The 20,816-nt window shown below is 66.5% G+C and carries 22 protein-coding genes and 1 riboswitch; of the genes, 12 read left to right on the forward strand and 10 right to left on the reverse strand.

Annotated elements, in window-relative coordinates; all coding sequences use genetic code 11:
- Positions 1-23: 23 nt before the first annotated feature.
- From AC0CH3_RS13975 to AC0CH3_RS13990, 4 genes are all read left to right on the forward strand, one after another.
- Positions 24-605 (forward strand): pyridoxamine 5'-phosphate oxidase family protein, encoded by a 582-nt coding sequence (locus AC0CH3_RS13975; protein WP_354300489.1) that lies wholly within the window; start codon positions 24-26, stop codon positions 603-605.
- A 10-nt stretch (positions 606-615) separates the two neighbouring features.
- A complete protein-coding gene (locus AC0CH3_RS13980) occupies positions 616-813 on the forward strand; it encodes a putative signal transducing protein (protein ID WP_354300487.1) in 198 nt (65 codons plus the stop codon).
- Between the two features lie 156 nt (positions 814-969).
- Positions 970-1,308, forward strand: a complete 339-nt coding sequence (locus AC0CH3_RS13985) for a P-II family nitrogen regulator (RefSeq protein ID WP_056018484.1) — start codon at positions 970-972, stop codon at positions 1,306-1,308.
- Positions 1,309-1,320: 12 nt separating this feature from the next.
- Complete coding sequence (locus tag AC0CH3_RS13990) at positions 1,321-2,685, forward strand: ammonium transporter (protein WP_354300485.1); 1,365 nt, start codon at positions 1,321-1,323, stop codon at positions 2,683-2,685.
- A gap of 145 nt (positions 2,686-2,830) precedes the next feature.
- On the opposite strand, the gene AC0CH3_RS13995 is transcribed toward AC0CH3_RS13990, so the two are convergent.
- The 3 genes from AC0CH3_RS13995 to recQ are packed head-to-tail and all read right to left on the reverse strand — an operon-like array spanning position 2,831 to position 5,432.
- Entirely contained in the window at positions 2,831-3,241 is a 411-nt protein-coding gene (locus AC0CH3_RS13995) for a hypothetical protein (protein ID WP_354300483.1), read from the reverse strand.
- A complete protein-coding gene (locus AC0CH3_RS14000; RefSeq protein WP_465238001.1) occupies positions 3,238-3,666 on the reverse strand; it encodes a protein tyrosine phosphatase family protein in 429 nt (142 codons plus the stop codon). The genes AC0CH3_RS13995 and AC0CH3_RS14000 overlap by 4 nt, the downstream gene beginning before the upstream one ends.
- Positions 3,663-5,432, reverse strand: a complete 1,770-nt coding sequence (gene recQ / locus AC0CH3_RS14005; protein WP_354300481.1) for a DNA helicase RecQ — start codon at positions 5,430-5,432, stop codon at positions 3,663-3,665. The genes AC0CH3_RS14000 and recQ overlap by 4 nt, the downstream gene beginning before the upstream one ends.
- 184 nt (positions 5,433-5,616) lie before the next feature.
- Here recQ and AC0CH3_RS14010 point away from each other — a divergent pair, with 184 nt between their 5' ends.
- Together AC0CH3_RS14010 and AC0CH3_RS14015 are read left to right on the forward strand one after the other, a co-directional pair.
- On the forward strand, positions 5,617-5,928 hold the full coding sequence (locus tag AC0CH3_RS14010; RefSeq protein ID WP_056406728.1) for a metalloregulator ArsR/SmtB family transcription factor: 312 nt from the start codon (positions 5,617-5,619) through the stop codon (positions 5,926-5,928).
- Positions 5,904-6,563: an SdpI family protein gene (locus AC0CH3_RS14015; protein ID WP_354300478.1), complete on the forward strand. Its 660-nt coding sequence runs from the start codon at positions 5,904-5,906 to the stop codon at positions 6,561-6,563. The genes AC0CH3_RS14010 and AC0CH3_RS14015 overlap by 25 nt, the downstream gene beginning before the upstream one ends.
- Before the next feature lie 33 nt (positions 6,564-6,596).
- Here AC0CH3_RS14015 and AC0CH3_RS14020 read toward each other — a convergent pair whose 3' ends face one another.
- Positions 6,597-8,426: an ABCB family ABC transporter ATP-binding protein/permease gene (locus AC0CH3_RS14020; RefSeq protein ID WP_354300476.1), complete on the reverse strand. Its 1,830-nt coding sequence runs from the start codon at positions 8,424-8,426 to the stop codon at positions 6,597-6,599.
- Between the two features lie 97 nt (positions 8,427-8,523).
- Between AC0CH3_RS14020 and AC0CH3_RS14025 the strand changes: the two genes are divergently transcribed.
- Positions 8,524-8,754, forward strand: coding sequence for a hypothetical protein (locus AC0CH3_RS14025; protein WP_056018508.1), 231 nt, complete (start codon positions 8,524-8,526; stop codon positions 8,752-8,754).
- 21 nt (positions 8,755-8,775) lie between these two features.
- On the opposite strand, the gene AC0CH3_RS14030 is transcribed toward AC0CH3_RS14025, so the two are convergent.
- The 5 genes from AC0CH3_RS14030 to crtY form a co-directional block, all read right to left on the reverse strand.
- Positions 8,776-9,726 (reverse strand): phytoene/squalene synthase family protein, encoded by a 951-nt coding sequence (locus tag AC0CH3_RS14030; RefSeq protein WP_354300474.1) that lies wholly within the window; start codon positions 9,724-9,726, stop codon positions 8,776-8,778.
- Positions 9,727-9,886: 160 nt separating this feature from the next.
- Positions 9,887-10,468 carry an LOG family protein gene (locus AC0CH3_RS14035; RefSeq protein WP_056018512.1) on the reverse strand — a complete coding sequence of 194 codons (582 nt, stop codon included), beginning with the start codon at positions 10,466-10,468 and terminating at the stop codon, positions 9,887-9,889.
- Positions 10,469-10,596: 128 nt separating this feature from the next.
- Entirely contained in the window at positions 10,597-10,875 is a 279-nt protein-coding gene (locus tag AC0CH3_RS14040; RefSeq protein ID WP_354300472.1) for a hypothetical protein, read from the reverse strand.
- A gap of 299 nt (positions 10,876-11,174) precedes the next feature.
- Positions 11,175-12,653, reverse strand: coding sequence for a phytoene desaturase (locus AC0CH3_RS14045; RefSeq protein ID WP_333995820.1), 1,479 nt, complete (start codon positions 12,651-12,653; stop codon positions 11,175-11,177).
- Positions 12,650-13,816: a lycopene beta-cyclase CrtY gene (gene crtY, locus AC0CH3_RS14050; protein ID WP_354300470.1), complete on the reverse strand. Its 1,167-nt coding sequence runs from the start codon at positions 13,814-13,816 to the stop codon at positions 12,650-12,652. Before crtY ends, AC0CH3_RS14045 begins: the two co-directional genes overlap by 4 nt.
- A 206-nt stretch (positions 13,817-14,022) precedes the next feature.
- Here crtY and AC0CH3_RS14055 point away from each other — a divergent pair, with 206 nt between their 5' ends.
- The 5 genes from AC0CH3_RS14055 to thiC all read left to right on the forward strand — a co-directional run bounded on the left by AC0CH3_RS14055 (position 14,023) and on the right by thiC (position 19,029).
- Entirely contained in the window at positions 14,023-14,670 is a 648-nt protein-coding gene (locus AC0CH3_RS14055) for a GNAT family N-acetyltransferase (protein WP_354300468.1), read from the forward strand.
- Between the two features lie 99 nt (positions 14,671-14,769).
- A complete protein-coding gene (locus AC0CH3_RS14060) occupies positions 14,770-15,588 on the forward strand; it encodes a sterol desaturase family protein (protein WP_354300466.1) in 819 nt (272 codons plus the stop codon).
- Entirely contained in the window at positions 15,542-15,943 is a 402-nt protein-coding gene (locus AC0CH3_RS14065; RefSeq protein ID WP_327196461.1) for a DUF2141 domain-containing protein, read from the forward strand. Before AC0CH3_RS14060 ends, AC0CH3_RS14065 begins: the two co-directional genes overlap by 47 nt.
- Positions 15,944-16,011: 68 nt before the next feature.
- A complete protein-coding gene (locus AC0CH3_RS14070; protein WP_333995824.1) occupies positions 16,012-16,875 on the forward strand; it encodes a MipA/OmpV family protein in 864 nt (287 codons plus the stop codon).
- 87 nt (positions 16,876-16,962) lie between these two features.
- A riboswitch (TPP riboswitch) is annotated at positions 16,963-17,070 on the forward strand.
- A 39-nt stretch (positions 17,071-17,109) separates the two neighbouring features.
- Entirely contained in the window at positions 17,110-19,029 is a 1,920-nt protein-coding gene (thiC, locus tag AC0CH3_RS14075) for a phosphomethylpyrimidine synthase ThiC (protein ID WP_465238002.1), read from the forward strand.
- Between the two features lie 24 nt (positions 19,030-19,053).
- Here thiC and AC0CH3_RS14080 read toward each other — a convergent pair whose 3' ends face one another.
- Positions 19,054-20,550, reverse strand: a complete 1,497-nt coding sequence (locus AC0CH3_RS14080) for a lipopolysaccharide biosynthesis protein (protein WP_465238003.1) — start codon at positions 20,548-20,550, stop codon at positions 19,054-19,056.
- Between the last annotated feature and the right edge of the window lie 266 nt (positions 20,551-20,816).

Genomic DNA, 20,816 nt, shown 5'->3' on the forward strand with positions numbered 1-20,816 from the left:
GGCGGCGCTGATAGACTGGCCCGATGGACTTCTTCTCCGAACTTTCCGCCGATCACCGCGCGTTCGTCGAGCGCCAGCCCGTCTTCTTCGTCGCGACCGCCGCGGAGGGCGCGCGGATCAATCTCAGTCCGAAGGGGATGGACAGCTTTCGCGTGCTCGACGCGACCACGGTCGCGTATCTCGACGTCGGCGGGTCGGGGAACGAGACCAATGCGCATCTCGCGGCGGACGGGCGGATCACTATCATGTTCTGCGCGTTCGACCGGCCGGCCCTGATCTTTCGGATCTATGGTCATGGGCGCGCCGTCCTGCCGCAGGATCCCGACTGGGACGAGCTGTACGCCCGGTTCGCACCGCTTCCCGGTACGCGCCAGATCTTCGTCATCGCGGTCGATCAGGTGCAGACGAGTTGTGGCTGGGGCGTGCCGTTCATGGCGCTCGAACGGGAGCGGCTGACGCTGTCCAAATATCACGCGGGCCAAAGCGATGCGGAGCGCCTTGCCGAATGGGCCGAACACCCGGTCAGCATCGACGGGTTGCCGACCCGTGTTCCGACGGTCACGCCGGCCATGACGCGCGGCAATACCGGCGGTTCCACGTCTTGAGGGCGTCCGCTTGAGCCTCGTCGAGCTTGGCCGCTACAGCCGCAACGAGGCGCTGATCATCGTCGGCCGCCTCGAAAGCGAAGGCATACCCGCCATCGCGTTCGATGGTGACATGTCGATCGGCGACGGCAGCTATCTGCTGATCCCCGTTCGCGTGATGATCGACGAGGATGACCTGTCCGAGGCGCGCGCGATCATATTGGGCTAGCCAGGCTGCTGCGTAAATTTCGGGCAGCGCGATCATGGTGCACAATTTCTGTCATGAATTCGCCCCGTGCCCGCCGCCGGCCGCGTCATGCCCCCTGATGTTTTCGTTTGGCACGATCGTTGCGGAAGCAATTTCGTAACAAGGGGAAGGGGCGCGATGAAACTCGTCATTGCCATCATCAAGCCGTTCAAGCTCGACGAGGTGCGCGAAGCGCTCACCACGCTCGGCGTGGCGGGCATGACGGTCACCGAGGTCAAGGGGTTCGGCCGTCAGAAGGGCCAGACCGAGATTTACCGGGGGGCCGAATACAGCACCAACATGGTGCCCAAGATCAAGATCGAGGTCGTCTGCGCGACCAGCCTGGCCGATCGCGTCGTCGAAGCGATCCAGGCATCCGCCAACACGGGGGCGATCGGTGACGGCAAGATCTTCGTGCTCGACGTCGGGCAGGCGGTGCGTATCCGCACCGGCGAAACCGACGATTCGGCGCTCTGAGGGGGGTAGATGATGAAGCATGCACATAAGACTGCCGCCGCGGCGGTACTCGGGTTCGGGGCGACGCTGGTCGCCGCCATCCCCGCCTGGGCACAAGAGGTCGCCGCACCCGTAGCAGCGCCCGTCGTCGCCACGGTCAACAAGGGCGATACCGCCTGGATGATGACCTCGACCGTGCTCGTCCTGATGATGATCCTGCCGGGGCTCGCGCTGTTCTATGGCGGCCTGACCCGGTCGAAGAACATGCTGTCGACGATGACGCAGATCGGTGCCGTCGCGGCGCTCGCGATGCTGATCTGGGTGATGTGGGGCTATACGCTGGCATTCGGTCCTGACGTCACGGACCCGTTCCTCAGCAACTTCATCGGCAGCCTCGACAAGGCATTCCTGAAGGGCATCACGCCCGCCTCGCAGTCGGCGACGTTCACCGCGGGCGTCGAGATCCCCGAATATGTCTTTGTCTGCTTCCAGATGACGTTCGCGGCGATCACCGTCGCGCTCGTGCTGGGCTCGGTCGTCGAGCGGATGAAGTTCTCGGCGGTGATGGTGTTCGGCCTCGTCTGGCTGACGATCGTCTATTTCCCGATCGCGCACATGGTCTGGGCGGCATCGGGCTATTTCTTCAAGGCTGGCGCTCTGGACTTTGCGGGCGGTACCGTCGTGCACATCAACGCAGGTGTCTCGGCGCTGGTCGCCGCGCTGATCCTCGGCAAGCGGATCGGCTATCCCAAGGAGCCGATGGCGCCGCATTCGCTCGTGATGACGGGTATCGGCACCGGGCTGCTGTGGGTCGGCTGGTTCGGCTTCAACGCGGGTTCGGCACTCGAGGCGAACGGGTCGGCGGCGCTGGCGATGATCAACACGTTCGTCGCGACCGCGTCGGCGGCACTGTTCTGGATGCTCGCCGAGAAGCTCTCGGGTCACAAGGGATCCGCGCTCGGCTTCTGCTCGGGCATCGTCGCCGGCCTCGTCGCGGTGACCCCGGCGGCGGGCAATTCCGGTCCGTTCGGTGCGATCATCCTCGGCGCGGTCGCGTCGCTGATCTGCTTCATGGCGGTCTCGAAGCTCAAGCCGCTGCTCGGCTATGACGACTCGCTCGACGCGTTCGGCATTCACGGCATCGGCGGCATGATCGGCGCAATCGGCACCGCGGTGGTCTATGCACCGTCGCTCGGTGGCCCGGGCGCTGCGGATTACGTCATCGGCGCCAAGCTGCTGGTCCAGCTCCAGGCCGTTCTCGTGACGATCATCTGGGCGTCGATCGGCACGGCGATCGCGATCTACATCGCCAAGGCGGTCACCGGACTGCGCGTCTCGCCCGAAGTCGAGGTCGAAGGTCTCGACATCGGCGAACATGGCGAGCGCGCCTACAACTGACATCAGATCGGTAGCGGGCCGGTCGAGCCCGCACCCCCGACGTTCCTCCTGCGGACAACCTTGGCCCGGTGCGTATCACGCACCGGGTCTTTTTTATGCAGGCGTGTCGGAATGCGGCGCGGCCCTGTCCGCGCGCATCATGCTGCTAGACGCGCACGCTCGGCGCGAGCCGGCGGATGTCGAGCACGTCGACCCGCGCCAGCATGACCGCGCCGATCGCGCGGTCCCCCGTCTCGACCAGGATCCCTTCCTGCGTCGCGCGGACCGTGCGCCAGGTGACTTCGCGCACCGCGATCCGCTTGCCGATCCGCTTGACCGCCGCGACACGTCCGTCATCGGCGATCGCAAGCGCGCCCAGCCCGTCGGCGCCGACGACCGCCCCCGCGACCGCGAAGTCGCGCAACTGCGCATGCGCCGCATCGGCGGCTTCCTCGGGGGTCTCGATCCGGTTCACGCGTCGCCGTCGTGCGATCGCCCAGCCGCCGCCGGCGGCGATGACCAGCGCCGCGCTCACCGCGCCCCCGATCAGATAGGGGGCGATCGCGATCGGGATCATCGCGGCCCTGCGAGCGCGTCCAGCGTGGGGCGGATGCCGCGCAGGTCATAGCCCGCGTCCTCGGCCTGCGCGAGCAACAGATTGGGGTTGCGCCCCGCCTTCGCGGCCGCAAGCGCCCACAGATTGCAGCTCCGCGTGCCCGACCGGCAATAGGCGAGCACGGGGCCGTCCGCCTCGGTCAGCGCCTGCGTCATCGCGTCGATCTGCGGGTGCGAGAACCCCGCATGCGTCACTGGAATCGCGACGTATTTCAGCCCCGCCGCCTCGGCCGCAGCGCGGATCGCGTCGCCCGAAGGCTGACCCGCATCCTCGTCGTCGGGGCGGTTGTTGACGATCGTCTTGAAGCCCGCCGCGGCGATGTCCGCGACCTGTTCGACCGCGATCTGCGGTGCGACCGAAATGCTCTCGTTGATATGCCGGATCATGCGGACTCGCGGATAACTGCCAGAAAGGCATCTCCATAGGCGTCGAGTTTGCGCGCGCCAATGCCCGACAGCACGGCAAGCGCCGCACGCGATGCGGGCCGCTGCGCCGCCATGTCACGCAGCACCGAATCGTGGAAGATCACATACGGCGGGACGCCCGCCTCCTTCGCCAGATCGCGGCGGCGGATGCGCAACGCCTCGAACAGTGGATCGTCCACGGGGTTGGGCACCGCGCCCGCCGCCGCCTTGCGCCGCCGCTCGCGCTTGGGCGGCACGATCACCGACAATGCGGCCTCGCCCTTCAAAATCGCCTTCGCCGCCGGCCCGAACTCGAGACCGCCATGCGGGTTCGTGCGCAGCGCATCCTTCAGCATCAGCGCACGCGACACGGGCTTCAGCAGCGCGACCTCGTCGCCGTCGACGATCCCGTACACCGACAGCGCCTCATGCCCATTCATCAGGCTGCGCTCCGACGAAACGCCCGTCAGGATACCCTCGATATAGCCGACGCCGAACATCTGCCCGGTCCGGAACACCGCCGACAGGAATTTGCGCGCGGTCTCGGTCGCGTCGACCGCGTCGACATTGCCAAGGCAATTGTCGCAATTGCCGCAATCCTCGAGCCGCTCCTCGCCGAAATGCTTGAGCAGGATGCGGCGCCTGCACCCCGCGGTCTCGACCAGCCCGCCCATCGCGGTCAGCCGCTGGCGTTCGCCCGCCTGCCGCTCGGGCTCGACCTCGCCGATCCGCTGGCGTGCGCGCGCGAAATCCTCCGCGCCCCAGAACAGATGCGCGATCGCCGGATCGCCGTCGCGCCCCGCACGCCCGGTCTCCTGATAATAGGCCTCGATCGACTTCGGCAGCCCCGCGTGGGCCACGAACCGCACGTCGGGCTTGTCGATCCCCATCCCGAACGCGACCGTGGCGCAGATCACCATGTCCTCGCTCGCGACGAAATCCGCCTGGTTCTTCGCGCGCACCTGCGGATCGAGCCCGGCATGATAGGCCCGCGTCGGCCGCCCGCTCCGCCCCAGCGCCTCGGCGAGCTTCTCGGTCGCCGCGCGCGTCTGCGCATAGACGATCCCCGGCCCCGGGATCTTCTCGAGGATATCCGCGATCTGCCGGTTGACGTTGTCGCGCGCGGAGATCGCATAGCGGATGTTCGGCCGGTCGAACCCCGACACGATCAGCCCCTCGCGCGAGATCCCAAGCTGTTCGAGGATGTCCGCGCGCGTGTGCGCGTCGGCGGTCGCGGTCAGCGCGAGCCGCGGCACGTCGGGAAAGCTGTCGAGCAGCGGCCGCAGCAACCGGTAGTCAGGGCGGAAATCATGCCCCCATTCGCTGACGCAGTGGGCCTCGTCGATCGCGAACAGCGACAGCTTCGCCTGGCCGAGCAAATTGCGGAAACTCTCGTTCGAGGCCCGCTCGGGCGCGACGTACAAAAGGTCGAGATCGCCCGCGCGGAACCGCGCGATCGTCTCGTCGCGGTTGGTGTCGACCGAGGTCAACGTCGCCGCCTTGATCCCCACCGCGGTCGCGGCGCGCAGCTGGTCGTGCATCAGCGCGATCAGCGGCGACACGACGACGCACGTTCCCTCGAGCATCGTCGCGGGCAGCTGGTAGCACAGCGACTTGCCCGCACCCGTCGGCATCACCGCGAGCGTCCGCTGCCCCGCAAGCACGCGGTCGACGACATCGCGCTGCACGCCACGAAAATCAGGAAAGCCGAAGATGCGCTGGAGATCGGGAAGGGGGTCGAGTGCCATCGCCGTCTAGGTAGCGATCCCCGCTGCGATGTCGAGGAGAGCGCGGGTCTTATCGCGACGTAGCATCGGGGCTTGGCATCCCGACCAAATCGAATGGCCTCCGCCGGGGAGGCGCAAACCCAGTCGAGCAATCCAGCATATTTAGTCATCTTGCTAATTAGCAAACTTACGAATAAGCAGTCTCATGGACTCGGTCTTCGACGCCCTCGCGCACCCTACGCGCCGCCGCATTCTCGAGCTGCTGAAAGGCGGCGCGATGACCGCGGGGGCGCTGGCCGATGCGTTCGCGGTGTCGAAGCCGACCATGTCCAACCACTTTGCCAAGCTGAAGGCTGCCGGGCTGATCCAGGCCGAAAGCCGGGGCACGTCGATCGTCTACACGCTCGATCTGTCGGTGATGGAGGAGGTGGTGATGGGCTTCATGGGGCGGCTTCGCGTCGGGGCTGCGGATGACGACAAGGGGGACGAGACATGCGCTACCGAAACCTCATCATAGCCTCTGCGGTGACCGCGGGCGGGCTCGCGATCGTCGCCGCGGTCGCTCTCGGGCGGTTGCCGGCGGGGACGCAGCTGCCGACGCATTGGGGCCCCGACGGGCTGCCCGACCGCTTCGCCGATGCGGGGATCGCGTTGTTCATGCCGGTCGCGCTGACGGTCGTGGTGTCGCTGACCATGGCGGCGCTGCCCTCGCTCGAACCGATGCAGCACAAGCTCGAACAATCCGCGCCGCTCTATCGCACCGCCTGGGTCGGGCTGCTCGGGATCATGATCCTCGTCGAGGCGATGGTCGCCGCCCCGGCGTTCGGGCTCGCGCTGCCCGCGACGACGATGCTGATCGGGATCGGCGTGCTGTTCGTGGCGCTCGGCAACGTTCTGCCGAAGTCGCGCCCCGGCTTCTTCGTCGGCATCCGTACGCCCTGGGCGATCATGGATCCCGACAACTGGATCGCCACGCACCGCTATGGCGGCCGCATCATGGTGGGGGCGGGGTTCGGGTTGATCCTCGTCGCGCTGCTCCCGATGCAAAACGCAACGCGTACGTCGTTCGTCATCGCGCTGTTGCTGGTGATGATCGCGACGCCGATCCTCTACTCGTTCTTCTACTGGCGACGGACGCACAGGGCGGGGTGAGCCCGATCCGGGGAGCGCAGCGCCGGTGCTTTGCTACTCGGCCGCCAGCGCCCCGTCATCCTGCCCCGCACGCTCCTGCGCCTGGCGGTTCCACATCTCCGCATAGACGCCCTCGCGCCGAAGCAACTCGCCATGCGTGCCCTTCTCGACGATCCGTCCCGCCTCGAGCACGACGATCTGGTCGGCATGCACCACGGTCGACAGCCGGTGCGCGATCACTATCGTGGTGCGGCCGCGCTCGATCGCCTCGAGCGTGTCGAGGATCTCCGCCTCGGTACGGCTGTCGAGCGCGGACGTCGCCTCGTCGAGGATCAGGATCGGCGGGTTCTTGAGCAGCGTGCGTGCGATCGCCACGCGCTGTTTCTCGCCGCCCGACAGCTTCAGCCCGCGCTCGCCGACGCGCGTCGCATAGCCTTGCGGCTGGCGCTCGATGAAGCCCGCGATCGCGGCGCCCTTGGCCGCCATCTCGACCTCGGGCATCTCGGCGCCTTCGCGGCCGTACGCGATGTTGTAGCCGATCGTGTCGTTGAACAGCACGGTGTCCTGCGGCACGATGCCGATCGCGGCGCGCAGTGATGCCTGGCGGACCTGCGCGATGTCCTGCCCGTCGACGGTGATCCGCCCGCCCGTCAGGTCGTAGAACCGGTACAGCAGCCGCGCGAGCGTCGACTTGCCCGCGCCCGATGGCCCGACCACCGCGAGCGTCGATCCCGCGGGCACGTCGAGTTCGAGGTCGCGCAGGATCGGCCGCCCCGCATCATAGCCGAACGAGACATTCTCGAACCGGACAAGCCCCGCACTCACCGCGAGCGCAGGCGCGTCGGCCACGTCGACGACGGAAGCGGGCGTGTCGATCAGGTCGAACATCGCCGCCATGTCGAGCGCCCCCTGGCGGATCGTGCGATACACCATCCCCAGCAGGTCGAGCGGCCGGAACAGCTGCGCGAGCAACGTCGACACGAACACCACGTCACCCGCCGACGCCTCGCCCCGGCTCCATCGCCACACGACGAACCCCATCCCGCCCGCGAGCATCAGGTTGGTGATCAGCGCCTGGCCGAGGTTGAGCCATGCGAGCGAATTCTCACTCTTCACCGCGGCCTCGGAATAGGCGGTGATCGCGCTGTCGTAGCGCTTTGCCTCGCGCTCCTCCGCGCCGAAATACTTGACCGTCTCGAAGTTCAGCAGCGAATCGACCGCGTGCGCGACCGCACCGGTATCGAGGTCGTTCATGCGTGCGCGGAGCGCGTTGCGCCAGTCGGTGACCATCCGCGTGAACGCGATATAGCCGACCACCATCACGACGGTCGCGACGACCAGCGGCCAGCCGAACTTGGTCCAGAACAGCCCCAGTACCAGCACGAGTTCGAACAGCGTCGGCGCGATGTTGAACAGCAGGAAATACAGCATCGTATCGATGCTCTTGGTGCCGCGCTCGACGACCTTGGTCACCGCACCCGTCCGCCTGGACAGATGGAAATCGAGGCTCAGCGCATGGAGGTGGCGAAACACCTGCGCCGCCAGGCGCCGCGACGCGTCCTGCCCGACACGCTCGAACACCGCATTGCGCAGGTTGTCGAACAGCGTCGTGCCGAACCGCGATGCGGCGTACCCGACCACCAGCAGCACGACGAGCGTCAGCGCACCGCGGTCGTTCCCCGCCATCCGGTCGACCGCATATTTGAGCGTGAACGCCGCACCGAAGACCTGCACCAGCTTCGATGCGATCACGAGCAGCATCGCGACGACGATCCGCGCCTTCAGTCTGGGCTGCCCCGCCGGCCACAGGAATGGCAGAAAGCGGCGGAGCGTCGGCAGCAGAGGCTGGTCCGCGCGGGTGGAGGTGTAGGTATCAGGGGGCATTGCTGGTGGGGATGTAGGCGCGGTCAAGCCCCGGCGAAAGCGGTTGGGGGAACAATCCTGCCACTTCGTCGCTTTTCTATTTCGACTGGAGAATGAAATGGAACCGCTGTTCTACGTCATGGCCATCATGGGTTGCGGTGACGGCAACATCAATTGCACCGAAGCCCGGGTGATCCCGGCACGCTATGAGACGATGGCGCAGTGCCGCGCGGCGCTGCCCGACCAACTGGCGCAGAACACCGACGTTCCCTATCCGATGATCGGCGCGAATTGCCGCGCGCAAGGCCAGTATATCGCCAAGGCCGGCAAGGCAAAGGCGCAGGGCTGAGCCTTCGCCCGGCTATTCGGACTAGCCCTTGGGGCGCGTCCATAACCGCGCGTCACGCGGCTGCCTTGGATAGAGCTTCTCTCGACCGGCCGCCTCTCGCGCAGCCGTCATGATAAACCCCAGCTTCTGCATCCCCGACGTCGTGACGCGGTGATCCCACGCGTGCTCGCCACGCGACGCAACGGTTCGCCCGATCGCGCCATAGATCCCCGCCGCCGCGAGTACCGCCCAGGCAGAGCGCAACGACAGCGCCGGCGTTCCCTCGCGGGCGCTCGCCTCGAACGCAGCGGCGCGGTCCGCCATCCGCTTCGACAAGACGGCAAGCCGTGACCGGAAGGGCGGTTTCATGTGCTGACCGGGGGGAAAGTCCATCTCGACCAGCCATTCGATCGGCAGGTAGCAGCGCCCGACCCGGTCATCCTCCTCGATATCGCGCGCGATGTTGGCGAGCTGGAAAGCCATGCCGAGGTCGCAGGCGCGGTCGAGCGTATCCTCGTCGTCGGGATCGACGCCCATCACGACCGCCATCATGCAGCCGACGACGCCCGCGACATGGTAGCAATAGCGATACAGGTCGTTCTCGGAACGCGGGCGCCAGTCCTCCGCATCGAGCGCGAAGCCGGCGACGAGATCGCGCGCGAACCGCTTGGGCATCCGCGTTTCCGCCGCGACGATCCTGAGCGCATCGAAGGCGGGTTCGCCGACGACTTCGCCCGCGAGCGCCTGCTCGGTCATCGCCGACAGCGCCGCGAGCCGTTCGGGCGCGTCGTGGACCACGGTCATGCCGTGGCCATGGTCCTGCCCGTCGGCGATGTCGTCGCACCGCCGGCACCAGGCGTAAAGCAGCCATGCGCGCTCGCGCGTCGGCTTGTCGAACAACAGGCTCGCGGCGGCGAAACTCTTCGATCCGCGCGCGATCGATTCATGCGCGGTCGCGACGATCGCCTCACGCGAGGGAAGGGGGTGGCTCATGCGCGCACGCGCGCCACGATTGCGACGACCACCCCGGCGAAGGCCGGGGCCCAGTTGGGGAACCAGACTTGGCTCACGCCGCGCGTCGTCACTTTGGCCGTCCCAACTGGGCCGCAGCCTTCGCCGGGGTGGCGGCGAGTAATGGAGTGCGCCGTCAACCTCACAGGTCCGACGCGTTCATCCGCACGATCGGCTGGGTCGGGACGTGGTTCGCCATCCGGTCGAGCAGCACGTCGAGCGTGTCCGCGACGATCAGCAGGTCGCGGTGCTGCGGTCGCAGGAAACCGACCTCGCCCATCTTGTCCCAGAACGCGATCAGATGGTCATAATAGCCGGCGCTGTTGAGCAATCCGACAGGATCCGCGTGATAGCCGAGCTGCGCCCAGCTGAGCGCCTCCCACAGTTCGTCCATCGTCCCCGTGCCGCCGGGGATCGTGACGAACCCGTCCGACAGATCGGTGAACAGCTGCTTGCGCTGGTGCATGCCCTGCACGACGTGAAGCGCGGTCAGCCCGCGATGCGCGACCTCGGCATCGACGAGCGCCTGCGGGATCACGCCGATCACCTCGCCACCGCGCTCGAGCGCGCCATCGGCAATCGCGCCCATCAACCCGGTCCGGCCACCGCCATAGACGAGCCCGATTCCGCGCTCGGCAAAGGTCCGCCCCAGCGCGCGGGCGCCCTCGATGTAGATCGGGTCCGCCGGTGTGGCCGACCCGCAATAGACTGCAAGACGTTTCATAGCGCACCGCTAAGGGATGCACGCCCGCGCCACAAGTCGCTGTGATACCTGCCTGGCGAAGTGACGGGTGCGGTGGCCAGCGCGGTGTTCGAACCGGCCGGTCGCGGCCGGTTCGAACGGTCAGTCGCTCAGCATTTCGACCGGCACAGATCGCCGGCCGCTTGCGCGGCCACAACGCACACCTGTTTGGCGGTGGGGTTCGTCAATCTGCTGCATAATGCTTTCGCGGCGTCTTCGGCTGCCTTGCAGAGCAGCGTGCAGAAGCCGCCGACGTCGGCGATCGCGGTGCCGTCGTCCGTCGCTTCGATCGTCTCGCCGGTAAAATGCGAGCCGATAATGCTCGAAATCTCGTTTTGCTCGGTGGCGCTCAGTGCGTTCCAGTCCTGCTTGTTTACCTTGATGGTCATGTCGTCATCCTTCCTATGTGGTCAGAGCGGCCGCTCGACAGGAAGGGTAGGGGATCGTCAGCACTGCACCATCGACGATCCATCCGTTTCGGCGGTGTGGAGAACACACAGGTCGCAGTTGGAAGGTAAGTGATGGATGCGGAAGCGGCGGTTGCCAGAATCACCACCATTCCGGACCATGTCATTCCGGCAAGCCAAGCATAGACCGCGCCTGCAACGACGCGAAATCTTCGACCGGGGCCGTGCAATGGATGGGACAGCCTGTGCCATCACCACCCATCGCATCCCGCGCCGCGGTATTACGTCTCGCTTTCGAGCATCAACCGCGCCGTCGCCTTCGCGCTGCCGACGACGCCCGGAATGCCGGCGCCAGGATGCGTTCCCGCGCCGACGAAGTAGAGGTTCGGAATATGATCGTCGCGGTTGTGCACGCGGAAATACGCGCTCTGCGTCAGTACCGGTTCGAGCGAGAATGCCGAGCCCAGATGCGCGTTGAGATCCTGCGCGAAGTCCTTCGGCGCATAGCTGAACTTGGTCACGATCCGCTCATGGATATCGGGGATCAGCCGCCGGCCGATCTCGTCGAGGATGCGCTTTTCGAGGATCGGGCCGATCTCGTCCCAGTCTACCGGGAACTTGCCCATGTGCGGCACTGGCGCGAGCGCATAGAAGGTCGAATGCCCTTCGGGGGCGAGCGACGGATCGGTGACTGTCGGATGGTGCAGGTAGAGCGAGAAATCCTCCGACAGCACGCCGTGGTCGTAGATGTCCGACAGCAGCCCCTTATAGCGCGGTCCGAACAGGATCATGTGGTGCGGGATGCCCGGCCACGTGCCCTTGATCCCGAAATGCACGACGAACAGCGACGGGCTGTACTTCTTGCGCTCGAGCGACGCCTTCTTGCGCTGTCCGCTGCGCGAGGTCGCGAGCAGGTCGCGATAGGTGTGCATGATGTCGCTGTTCGCGGCCACCGCATCCGCCTGCGCCGACCAGCCGCTTGCGCAGACCACGCCCGTGGCGCGGTCGCCCAGCGTCTCGATCGAGGTCACCGGATCATCGAGCCTGAGCACGCCGCCCAGCCGCTCGAACTGCGTCACCAGCGCCGCGACCAAGCGGTTCGTGCCGCCGCGCGCGAACCAGACGCCGCCATCGCGCTCCAGCTTGTGGATCAGCGCGTAGATCGCGCTCGTCGTCATCGGATTGCCGCCGACCAGCAGCGTGTGGAAGCTCAGCGCCTCGCGCAGCTTCTCCGACTTCACGAAGCCCGACACGATCGAATAGACCGAGCGCCACGCCTGGTATTTCGCGAGCGCGGGCGCGGCCTTGATCATCGACCCGAAGTCGAGGAACGCGACATGGCCAAGCTTCTCATAGCCTTCGCGGAACACGCCTGCCGAATATTCGAGGAACTTCTCGTATCCCGCCCAGTCGCCGGGGTGCAGCTTCTCGATCTCGGCGCGCATCTGCACGTCGTCGTTGGTGTAGTCGAAATTGGTCCCGTCCGCCCAGTTGAGCCGGTAGAAGGGCAGCACCGGGTCGAGCGTCACGTCCGCGCTCATCTCGTGTCCGCTCAGCGCCCATAGCTCGCGCAGGCAGTCGGGATCGGTGATGACGGTCGGGCCTGCGTCGAAGGTGAACCCGTCACGCTCCCAGAAATAGCCGCGCCCGCCCGGCTTATCGCGGCTCTCGACGATGGTCGTCTGCACGCCCGCCGCTTGCAGCCGGATCGCAAGCGCCAGCCCACCGAACCCTGCACCGATGACGATAGCTGTCTTCATGATCTCATACTGCCTGCGATGGCGCGAACGGCGCGCGCGATGGGGACGGGGGGCTTGCCGGTGAGAATGCGTGCCTTGTCGGTCATGGTCGAGCGTCCGGCATAGAAGCGGCCGATCAGCGATGGCGACAGCCGGTAGAAGCGTTCGAGGATCCGATAGCGTTCCGCCGGTTCCGACGCGCGGAACAACATCGTGTCGAGCATGCGATAGAAACCGCGGCGTTTCCACGTCGCGCGCGCCATCGCATAGGTCGTGTCGTGGAGCGCGACGCCCGAGAAATCGTGCAGCGCGGCGATCGCCGACGCGGTCCGCACCGCATCGGGCAGCGAATAGCCGGTGGTCGGGTGGAACATCCCCGCGCGCATCCCCGCCTTGGCAACGCGCGCGCCGGTCGACCGCCAATAGGCCTCGAAATCGCCCCCCATCGCAACCGGCAGCACGCCCGATTCCTCGCGCGCGATCGCCTTGACCGACCAGCCGCGGGCCGCGACATAGGCGTCGATCCGCTCGCGCAGCACCGGTACGTCGAGATCGGGCGTGTCGCTGTAATAGGTATCCTCGACGAACATCCGCCGCGCCTTGAACGGCAGGCAATAGACGAAGCGATAGCCGTCGATCTGCTCGACGCTCGCGTCCATCACCATCGGCCGCGGTGCCTTGTGCATCGCGCCGAGCTTCAGCTCGCGGCCCAGGAATTTCTGCCACGCCAGATCGAGCAGCGACAGGTCGCCCGGCCCGCGCGCATCGATCACGCCGGTCGCCTCGATCCGGTCGCCATCCGCCAGCACCACCGCGGTCGCGCTCGCGCCGAGCACCTTGCGCCCGAGCATCAGCGCGTCGCGCGGCAGGACGCGGCGCACCTCGCAGTCGAGCTGTTCGCTTTCGATCGAATAATAGGTCTCGTCGATCGTGCGCGCGTGCGCGGGGAAATGCACGTCGTAGCCGCGCCACGCATGCACCACGAGCGGCGCGACGATCCAGCGATCGGTCTGCGCCACGTCGCTGCCGAAGAAGGACCAGAGGTGATTGCCCCCGACGTTGTCGGCCGAATCGACCAGGCGCACGTCGAGCGTCGGATGCTTGGCTTTGAGCGCCAGCGCGATCATCCCGCCGGCCAGACCCGCGCCGACGATCGCGACGTCGCAGGGGATCGTCGATGCCATGGCTCCGACTAGCGCAAAGCTGCGCCCCGGCAAACAGCCTTTCCCGTGCAATCGCGGGCGAAGACAATCTGCATTGCCAACGGGACGACGGGCGGGATGCGGAGCCTTCGACGGAGCCTGTGACGCAGCCCTCGGGAAGGCCGGGAACCGCGTCGCGCGATCCTGTCAAAACACCCTCAGCCAGCGCCGCCCGCACACGAAGAGGCATGGCGCGCCGCGACCATCTCCGCCACTATGCCGGCAGCAACACCGGATCCGCCATGCCGCCCACGCACCCGACGCCCGCCAGCGACGCCAGTCACCGCCATCCGCCGGCCCCGACGCTCACGACCGCGCGGCTGACGCTGAGCGGTCACGCGCCTGCCGATCTCGACGAGTGTGCGGCGATGTGGGCGGATCCGCGCGTCTACGCGATGATCGGCGGCGTGCCACGCAGTCGCGAGGACGTGTGGATACGGCTGCTGCGTTCGATCGGGCAATGGGCCGCTTATGGCTATGGCAGCTGGATCGTACGCGAGACCGCGACCGGGCGGCTGATCGGCGATCTCGGCCTGATCGAGGCGCGGCGGGCGATCCTGCCGCCGATCGACGGTCCGGGCGCGACAGGTCCCGAAGTCGGCTGGACGCTGACCGGGGAGGCGCAGGGGCAGGGCTATGCATCGGAAGCGCTCGCCGCGGTGTTCGCGTGGACCGATCCACGCTTCGCCGCCACGACGTGCATCATCGATCTGGACAACGCGCCCTCGCTCCGGCTCGCCGCGCGCTTCGGCTATCTCGAGCGCGTGACTGGCCGGTATCACGACAAGCCTATCCTGATCCTCGACCGTCATGCTGGGTCCGGACCGCCGGGATAGGCCGGATTCCCAAAGCCGTGCCAGTCCTGCAGGACACGTGCACCCTTCGCGCCCGACACCCCATTACCCCGCCCGCAAAAAGCCCCTATACGCAGCGGCATGACGATCGCGCTGGCCATTCTTCTTTCTGCGTTCGCGATGACGGTGATCGTCGGCGTGCGCTATCTCATCGTGTCGGGTGCGTTCGCCGCGGCGACGCACGCGCGGCATCCCGGGCTCTACCGCGGGCTCGATGCACAGATGCGGCGCGAGATCGTCTGGAGCATCGCCTCGGCGGCGATCTACGGCGTGCCCGCAGGCGTGGTCGCCTGGGGGTGGCAGAATCGCGGCTGGACGCAGATCTATACTGACATCCACGCGATGCCGCTCTGGTATCTGCCCGTGTCGGTGCTGCTGTTCCTCGTCGCGCACGATAGCTGGTTCTACTGGACGCATCGCTGGATGCACCGGCCCAAGCCGTTCAAGCTCGCGCATGCGCTGCACCACGCCAGCCGTCCGCCGACCGCCTGGGCGGCGATGGCGTTCCATCCGATCGAGGCGATCACTGGCGCTGTGATAATTCCGCTACTGGTGTTCCTGATTCCGATCCATGTCGGTGGACTGGGTTTGGTCCTGACGATCATGACGGTTATGGGAGTCACGAACCATATGGGGTGGGAAGTTTTTCCCCGGTTCATCTGGCGGGGGGCATTGGGGGAATGGCTGATCACGGCCAGCCACCATCAGCGACATCACGAACAGTACAGGTGCAATTATGGGCTCTATTTCCGATTTTGGGATCGGCTCTGCGGCACCGACCGAGGCCTTGGCGACTTCAGCAAGTCGCATGACAAGGCGGCACGCGCCCATGCTGCGGCTCGCGGCGGCGGCAGTGATATGGGCCACCCTGGCGGCGGCGGCGCCGGTCACGCGGCTTGACGTCCGCGTCGACAATGTCCGCTCGACCAAGGGGTTGATCCGGATCTGCCTGACCGCCGACCCGCAGAATTTTCCGGCCTGCATCGACGACGCGAACGCGCTGACCCGCAACCTGCCCGCGAACGAGCGGACGACCAGTTTCGCCGGACTCCCGCAGCGCGGCTATGCGCTCGCGATCATTCATGACGAGAATGGCAATTCGAAGCTCGACACGTTCGCGGGTATTCCGCGCGAGGGTTTCGGCTTCTCGCGCAACGCCCCGGTGCGTTTCGGGCCACCGTCCTTTTCCGCCGCGCGCTTCGCGGTCGCCGGTGATGCCGAAATACAACAAGTAAAAATGCGTTATATCTTCTGACGTTGATAGCGGACCGAATGACGCACTGCCGCGTTGCGCGGTGAAACCTTTTTGTCCGGAGCACGTCCTTGCGCGCATTCTCTCTCGTCCTGACTGCCGCAACCGCGGCGTTTGCTGTCGCCACCCCGGCGCTTGCGCAGACCGATCCCAACCCCACCCCGCCGATCACCGATCCCGCCGACAACAACCGCATCACGCTCGGGCTCGGCGTCGCGTCGCTCCCCGATTACGAGGGTGCAGACAGCAACAGCTTCACCCCCGGCGCGGTCGCGATCGGGACGGTGCGCGGGCATGACTTCTTCACGCGCGGGACGCAGCTCTACGTCAACCTGATCCCCAACACGGGCTCGGTCGGCATCAACTACGAAGTCGGCGTCATCGCCGCGGTCCGCACCGATCGCACCGGCAAGGTCGACAACCGCCAGGTCCGCGCGCTCGGGAAGATCGACACCGCGTACGAAGTCGGCGGCTTTGTCGGGATCGGCAAGACCGGCGTCATCACCAGCGATTACGACACGCTGACCGCGCGCGTCGCCTATATCCACGACGTGTCGGGCACGCACGACAGCTATGTCATCACCCCGCAGGTCAACTACACGACGCCGTTATCGGTCCGCACCTTGGTCGCGTTCGGCCTGTCGGCGGATTATGCGGGCAAGGGCTTTGGCCGGACCTATGCCGCGGTGACGCCGATCGGCACGATCAACAGCGGTCTGCGCACCTATGACATCAACGACAGCGGTTTCCGCCGGGTCAACGTCTCGGCGTTCGCGCTGCAGAGCCTGTCGGGCGATCTTCGCCGCGGGTTCGGTGTCGGCGCGGGCGTGCTCTACGGCCGCATGCTCGGCAAGTACAAGGACAGCCCGATCGTCGCGGACGTCGGCGATGCCGACCAGTGGCTCGGCGCGGTGGGCCTGACCTACACCTTCTGATCGCAACCCGCCGATCGACCCGAAACCCCGTGCGGCCGGCCGCGCGGGGTTTTTCGTTTGCGCCCCCGTCCGTTGCGCCTATGCTCGCCCTACCCCGGGGGAGCGCCGATCCGCGCTTGAGAGGAAGGCAGGAGCCTTCGACCCGCTGAACCTGATCCGGTTGATACCGGCGGAGGGAGGGAGCGGTCGCCACAGAACCGCACGCCTTGCTCCGAGACCTTTAGGAGCAAGCGCATGGCCGATTACGAAGCACGCAGCGAAAAGGCCGATATCGGCGTCACCACCGGCCCCATCCGCGGCTCGCGGAAGATCCATGTCGCGGTGCCCTCCAGCCCCGACGTCCGCGTCGCGATGCGCGAGATCGTGCTCGACCCGAGCTGTTCCGAGCCGCCTTTGCGCGTCTACGACACTAGCGGTCCATACACCGACCCCAGGGCGACGATCGATATCAACGCCGGCCTCCCGCAACTCCGCCGCCAGTGGATCGAGGCGCGCGGCGACGTCGAGAGCTACGACGCGCGCGCGGTCCGGCCCGAGGATAATGGCAAGCTCGGTCCCGACCGCTCGGGCGGCGTACCGCAATTCCCCGGCAGCATCGCTCGCCCGTTGCGCGCCAGGGCCGGCGCCAATGTCAGCCAGATGCACTATGCCCGCCGCGGCATCATCACGCCCGAGATGGAATATGTCGCGACGCGCGAGAATCTCGGCCGCGCGATGCTGAAGGAATACAAGCGCGACGGCGAAAGCTTCGGTGCGTCGATCCCCGACTTCGTCACCCCCGAATTCGTCCGCGACGAGGTCGCGCGCGGCCGCGCGATCATCCCCAACAACGTCAACCACCCCGAGTCCGAGCCGATGGCGATCGGCCGCAACTTTCTCGTCAAGATCAACGCCAATATCGGCAACTCCGCGGTCGCCTCGAACGTGGCGGCCGAGGTCGACAAGCTCGCCTGGTCGATCCGATGGGGCGCGGACACGGTGATGGACCTGAGCACCGGCCGCAACATCCACGACACGCGCGAATGGATCCTGCGCAACAGCCCCGTCCCGATCGGCACCGTGCCGATCTATCAGGCACTCGAGAAGGTCGGCGGCATTGCCGAGGAGCTGACCTGGGAAATCTTCCGCGACACGCTGATCGAACAGGCGGAGCAGGGCGTCGATTACTTCACGATCCACGCCGGCGTGCGCCTCGCCTATATCCCGATGACCGCCAAGCGCGTCACCGGCATCGTCTCGCGCGGCGGCTCGATCATGGCGAAATGGTGCCTCAGCCATCACAAGGAGAGCTTCCTCTACGAGCGGTTCGACGAGATCACCGAGATCATGAAGGCGTATGACATCGCCTATTCGCTCGGCGATGGGCTGCGCCCCGGCAGCATCGCCGATGCCAACGACGAGGCGCAGTTCAGCGAGCTCTACACGCTCGGCGAACTCACCCACCGCGCGTGGAAGAGCGACGTCCAGGTGATGATCGAGGGCCCCGGCCATGTGCCGATGCACAAGATCAAGGAGAATATGGAAAAGCAGCTCGAGGTCTGCGGCGAGGCGCCCTTCTATACCTTGGGGCCGCTCACCACCGACATCGCGCCGGGTTATGACCATATCACCAGCGGGATCGGCGCGGCGCAGATCGGCTGGTACGGCACCGCGATGCTTTGCTACGTCACGCCCAAGGAGCATCTGGGCTTGCCCGACCGCGACGACGTCAAGGTCGGCGTCGTCACCTACAAGCTCGCCGCGCATGCCGCCGATCTGGCGAAGGGGCATCCCGCCGCGCAGATGCGCGACGACGCGCTGTCGCGCGCGCGCTTCGAATTCCGCTGGCGCGACCAATTCAACCTGAGCCTCGATCCCGACACGGCCGAGCAATATCACGACCAGACGCTTCCCGCGGAAGGCGCCAAGACCGCGCATTTCTGCTCGATGTGCGGTCCCAAATTCTGCTCGATGAAGATCACGCAGGAGGTTCGGGACTTCGCCGCGAAGCAGAACAGCCCCGCCGACAGTTTCCTCGCCGCCGACGTCGATCACAGCGATGCCGATCGGGCGAACTTCGCCAAGGGCGCGCATGCCGATGCCGAGAAAGGCATGGCCGACATGAGCGAACAGTTCCGCGCGAAGGGCGGCGAGATCTATCTGCCTGCGACGTGAACCGGGGGGTGAGCCGGGGGACGTCTATGCGGTGACGGGCCGCTTCCTGATCACCGCGATCAGGTCGGCGACCGTCGACCGTGCGAAGACCAGCATCCACGCCGCATAGACCAGCCCGCCGATCGGCACGAGCAGTGCCAGCCGCCAATGCACGTCGATCGGCGGCAGCACCGCGTCGACCATCGTGATGACGAGCGTCATCGTGATCGCGGCCAACGCCGGCGAGGCGACCGCGTCGCCGAGATCGCGCGCGCGCACGCCGATAACGGGCAGCGTCCGCCACGCGCTGATCGCGAGATAGAGCGGATAGGCGGCGATCCACGCCAGCCCCATTCCCGCCGGGCCCCAGTTGGCGCCGACGAGGAACGCACCGGTCAGGATCACCGCGCCGATCGCGCCGTTGCGCACGCCGATGCCGGGCCTCCCGCGCGCGTCCGAGGCGGGGGTGAACAGCACCTGCACCGTCATGAACGGCATCGCCAGTGCGAGCAGCCGGACGACCGGGATCGTCTCGCGCCACTTGTCGCCCAGCACGGTCAGCACGAGCGGCTCGGCGGTCGCGGCTAGCCCGAGATAGAAGGGCATCGCGGCGATCATCACGAGGCGTACGCCCTTGACGAACGCGCGCGCGATCGCATCGGGATCCGCCTGCATCCGCGCATAGGCCGAAAACGCCACCTCGTTCAGCGGCGGGACGAACTTGGCGACGAAGATCTGCGTGAGGAACAGGCTGGTCGTGTAGATGCCGAGCGTGTGCGGCGAAAAGCTGCGTCCGGCGATGAAAACGTCCGCCTGGCTCTGCAGGAACCAGAACAACTGGCTCGCGGCCATCACGCCGCCATAGCGTGCGATCGTGCCCGCGCCGCGAAAGTCGAAGCTCGGCCAGACGAGCGACCGCGCCGACCATGTCATCATCGCGCCGCGCACGGTGAACAACACGATCGGCGCGAAGACGAGCGTCCAGACTCCCAGCCCGTACAGCGCACCGCACAACGCGGTGCTCGCGGAGGCGATCGACGCGGTGATGTTCGCTTTTGCCTGGTGACGAAAGTCCATGGCGCGCGACAACAGCGCATAGGGAAGCGCGATGAACGGCGTCGTCAGGTACAGCAGCGCCTGGACCCGCAGCATGTCGCCGACGATTGGTTGGCGGTAATAGGCGGCGGCCCATGGCGCGAGCCCGAATTGCAGGATCGCGAGCCCGCCGTTCAACAGGATCAGCATGCCGAACAGCTGGCGGACTTCGTGCCGGCTGATCGTCGCCTGCTGGATCAGCCCGCTCGCCAGCCCATAGCCATTGAGCATCGCCATGAAGGTCAGGATGACCTGGCACATCGCGAACAGCCCGTAATCCGCCGGCGACAGGATCCGGATGACGAGGAAGGTCGCACTCCACTGCACCAGCTGCGCGAGGATCTGGCTCCCCGAGCGCCACAGCACGGCGTTCCGGACCTGACCGGCAAACGACTCGCCCGCGGCGGACTGGTCGTGATCGGGGTCGTCGGGCGTCGCGGCGGTCATCATCGGGCGCCTATACGCAATCAGGCTTCACAACGGTTTAAGGATCTTGCGACGCTGATGCGGGATGTTTCCCAAGATGGTGCGATCGACGATCGGTGATCGGGGTCTGCGCGGGGTGAATGCCGAGCCTGGTATCGTTTCTGCGAGGCCCAAGGGATCGCCCTGTGGGGCACGGGGGCGTTGAAACGCGTGAGTTTGGAAAAATTGCCATAAAAGTGAAATTTGCATTTGACGGGTGTGTGGGGTGGGCCTAGAGGGGTGTCACC

The organism is Sphingomonas sp. AC449, from assembly GCF_979253475.1.

Coding starts and splice junctions, on each gene's coding strand:
- AC0CH3_RS14030 (WP_354300474.1), bottom strand. CDS start 9,726: ATGAGCCACCCCCTTCCCTCGCGTGAGGCGATCGTCGCGACCGCGCAT.
- recQ (WP_354300481.1), bottom strand. CDS start 5,432: ATGGCACTCGACCCCCTTCCCGATCTCCAGCGCATCTTCGGCTTTCCT.
- AC0CH3_RS14035 (WP_056018512.1), bottom strand. CDS start 10,468: ATGAAACGTCTTGCAGTCTATTGCGGGTCGGCCACACCGGCGGACCCG.
- thiC (WP_465238002.1), top strand. CDS start 17,110: ATGGCCGATTACGAAGCACGCAGCGAAAAGGCCGATATCGGCGTCACC.
- AC0CH3_RS14060 (WP_354300466.1), top strand. CDS start 14,770: ATGACGATCGCGCTGGCCATTCTTCTTTCTGCGTTCGCGATGACGGTG.
- AC0CH3_RS14020 (WP_354300476.1), bottom strand. CDS start 8,426: ATGCCCCCTGATACCTACACCTCCACCCGCGCGGACCAGCCTCTGCTG.
- AC0CH3_RS13995 (WP_354300483.1), bottom strand. CDS start 3,241: ATGATCCCGATCGCGATCGCCCCCTATCTGATCGGGGGCGCGGTGAGC.
- AC0CH3_RS14040 (WP_354300472.1), bottom strand. CDS start 10,875: ATGACCATCAAGGTAAACAAGCAGGACTGGAACGCACTGAGCGCCACC.
- AC0CH3_RS14010 (WP_056406728.1), top strand. CDS start 5,617: ATGGACTCGGTCTTCGACGCCCTCGCGCACCCTACGCGCCGCCGCATT.
- AC0CH3_RS14045 (WP_333995820.1), bottom strand. CDS start 12,653: ATGAAGACAGCTATCGTCATCGGTGCAGGGTTCGGTGGGCTGGCGCTT.
- AC0CH3_RS13990 (WP_354300485.1), top strand. CDS start 1,321: ATGAAGCATGCACATAAGACTGCCGCCGCGGCGGTACTCGGGTTCGGG.
- AC0CH3_RS14055 (WP_354300468.1), top strand. CDS start 14,023: ATGGCGCGCCGCGACCATCTCCGCCACTATGCCGGCAGCAACACCGGA.
- AC0CH3_RS14000 (WP_465238001.1), bottom strand. CDS start 3,666: ATGATCCGGCATATCAACGAGAGCATTTCGGTCGCACCGCAGATCGCG.
- AC0CH3_RS14080 (WP_465238003.1), bottom strand. CDS start 20,550: ATGACCGCCGCGACGCCCGACGACCCCGATCACGACCAGTCCGCCGCG.
- AC0CH3_RS13985 (WP_056018484.1), top strand. CDS start 970: ATGAAACTCGTCATTGCCATCATCAAGCCGTTCAAGCTCGACGAGGTG.
- crtY (WP_354300470.1), bottom strand. CDS start 13,816: ATGGCATCGACGATCCCCTGCGACGTCGCGATCGTCGGCGCGGGTCTG.
- AC0CH3_RS14015 (WP_354300478.1), top strand. CDS start 5,904: ATGCGCTACCGAAACCTCATCATAGCCTCTGCGGTGACCGCGGGCGGG.
- AC0CH3_RS13975 (WP_354300489.1), top strand. CDS start 24: ATGGACTTCTTCTCCGAACTTTCCGCCGATCACCGCGCGTTCGTCGAG.
- AC0CH3_RS14025 (WP_056018508.1), top strand. CDS start 8,524: ATGGAACCGCTGTTCTACGTCATGGCCATCATGGGTTGCGGTGACGGC.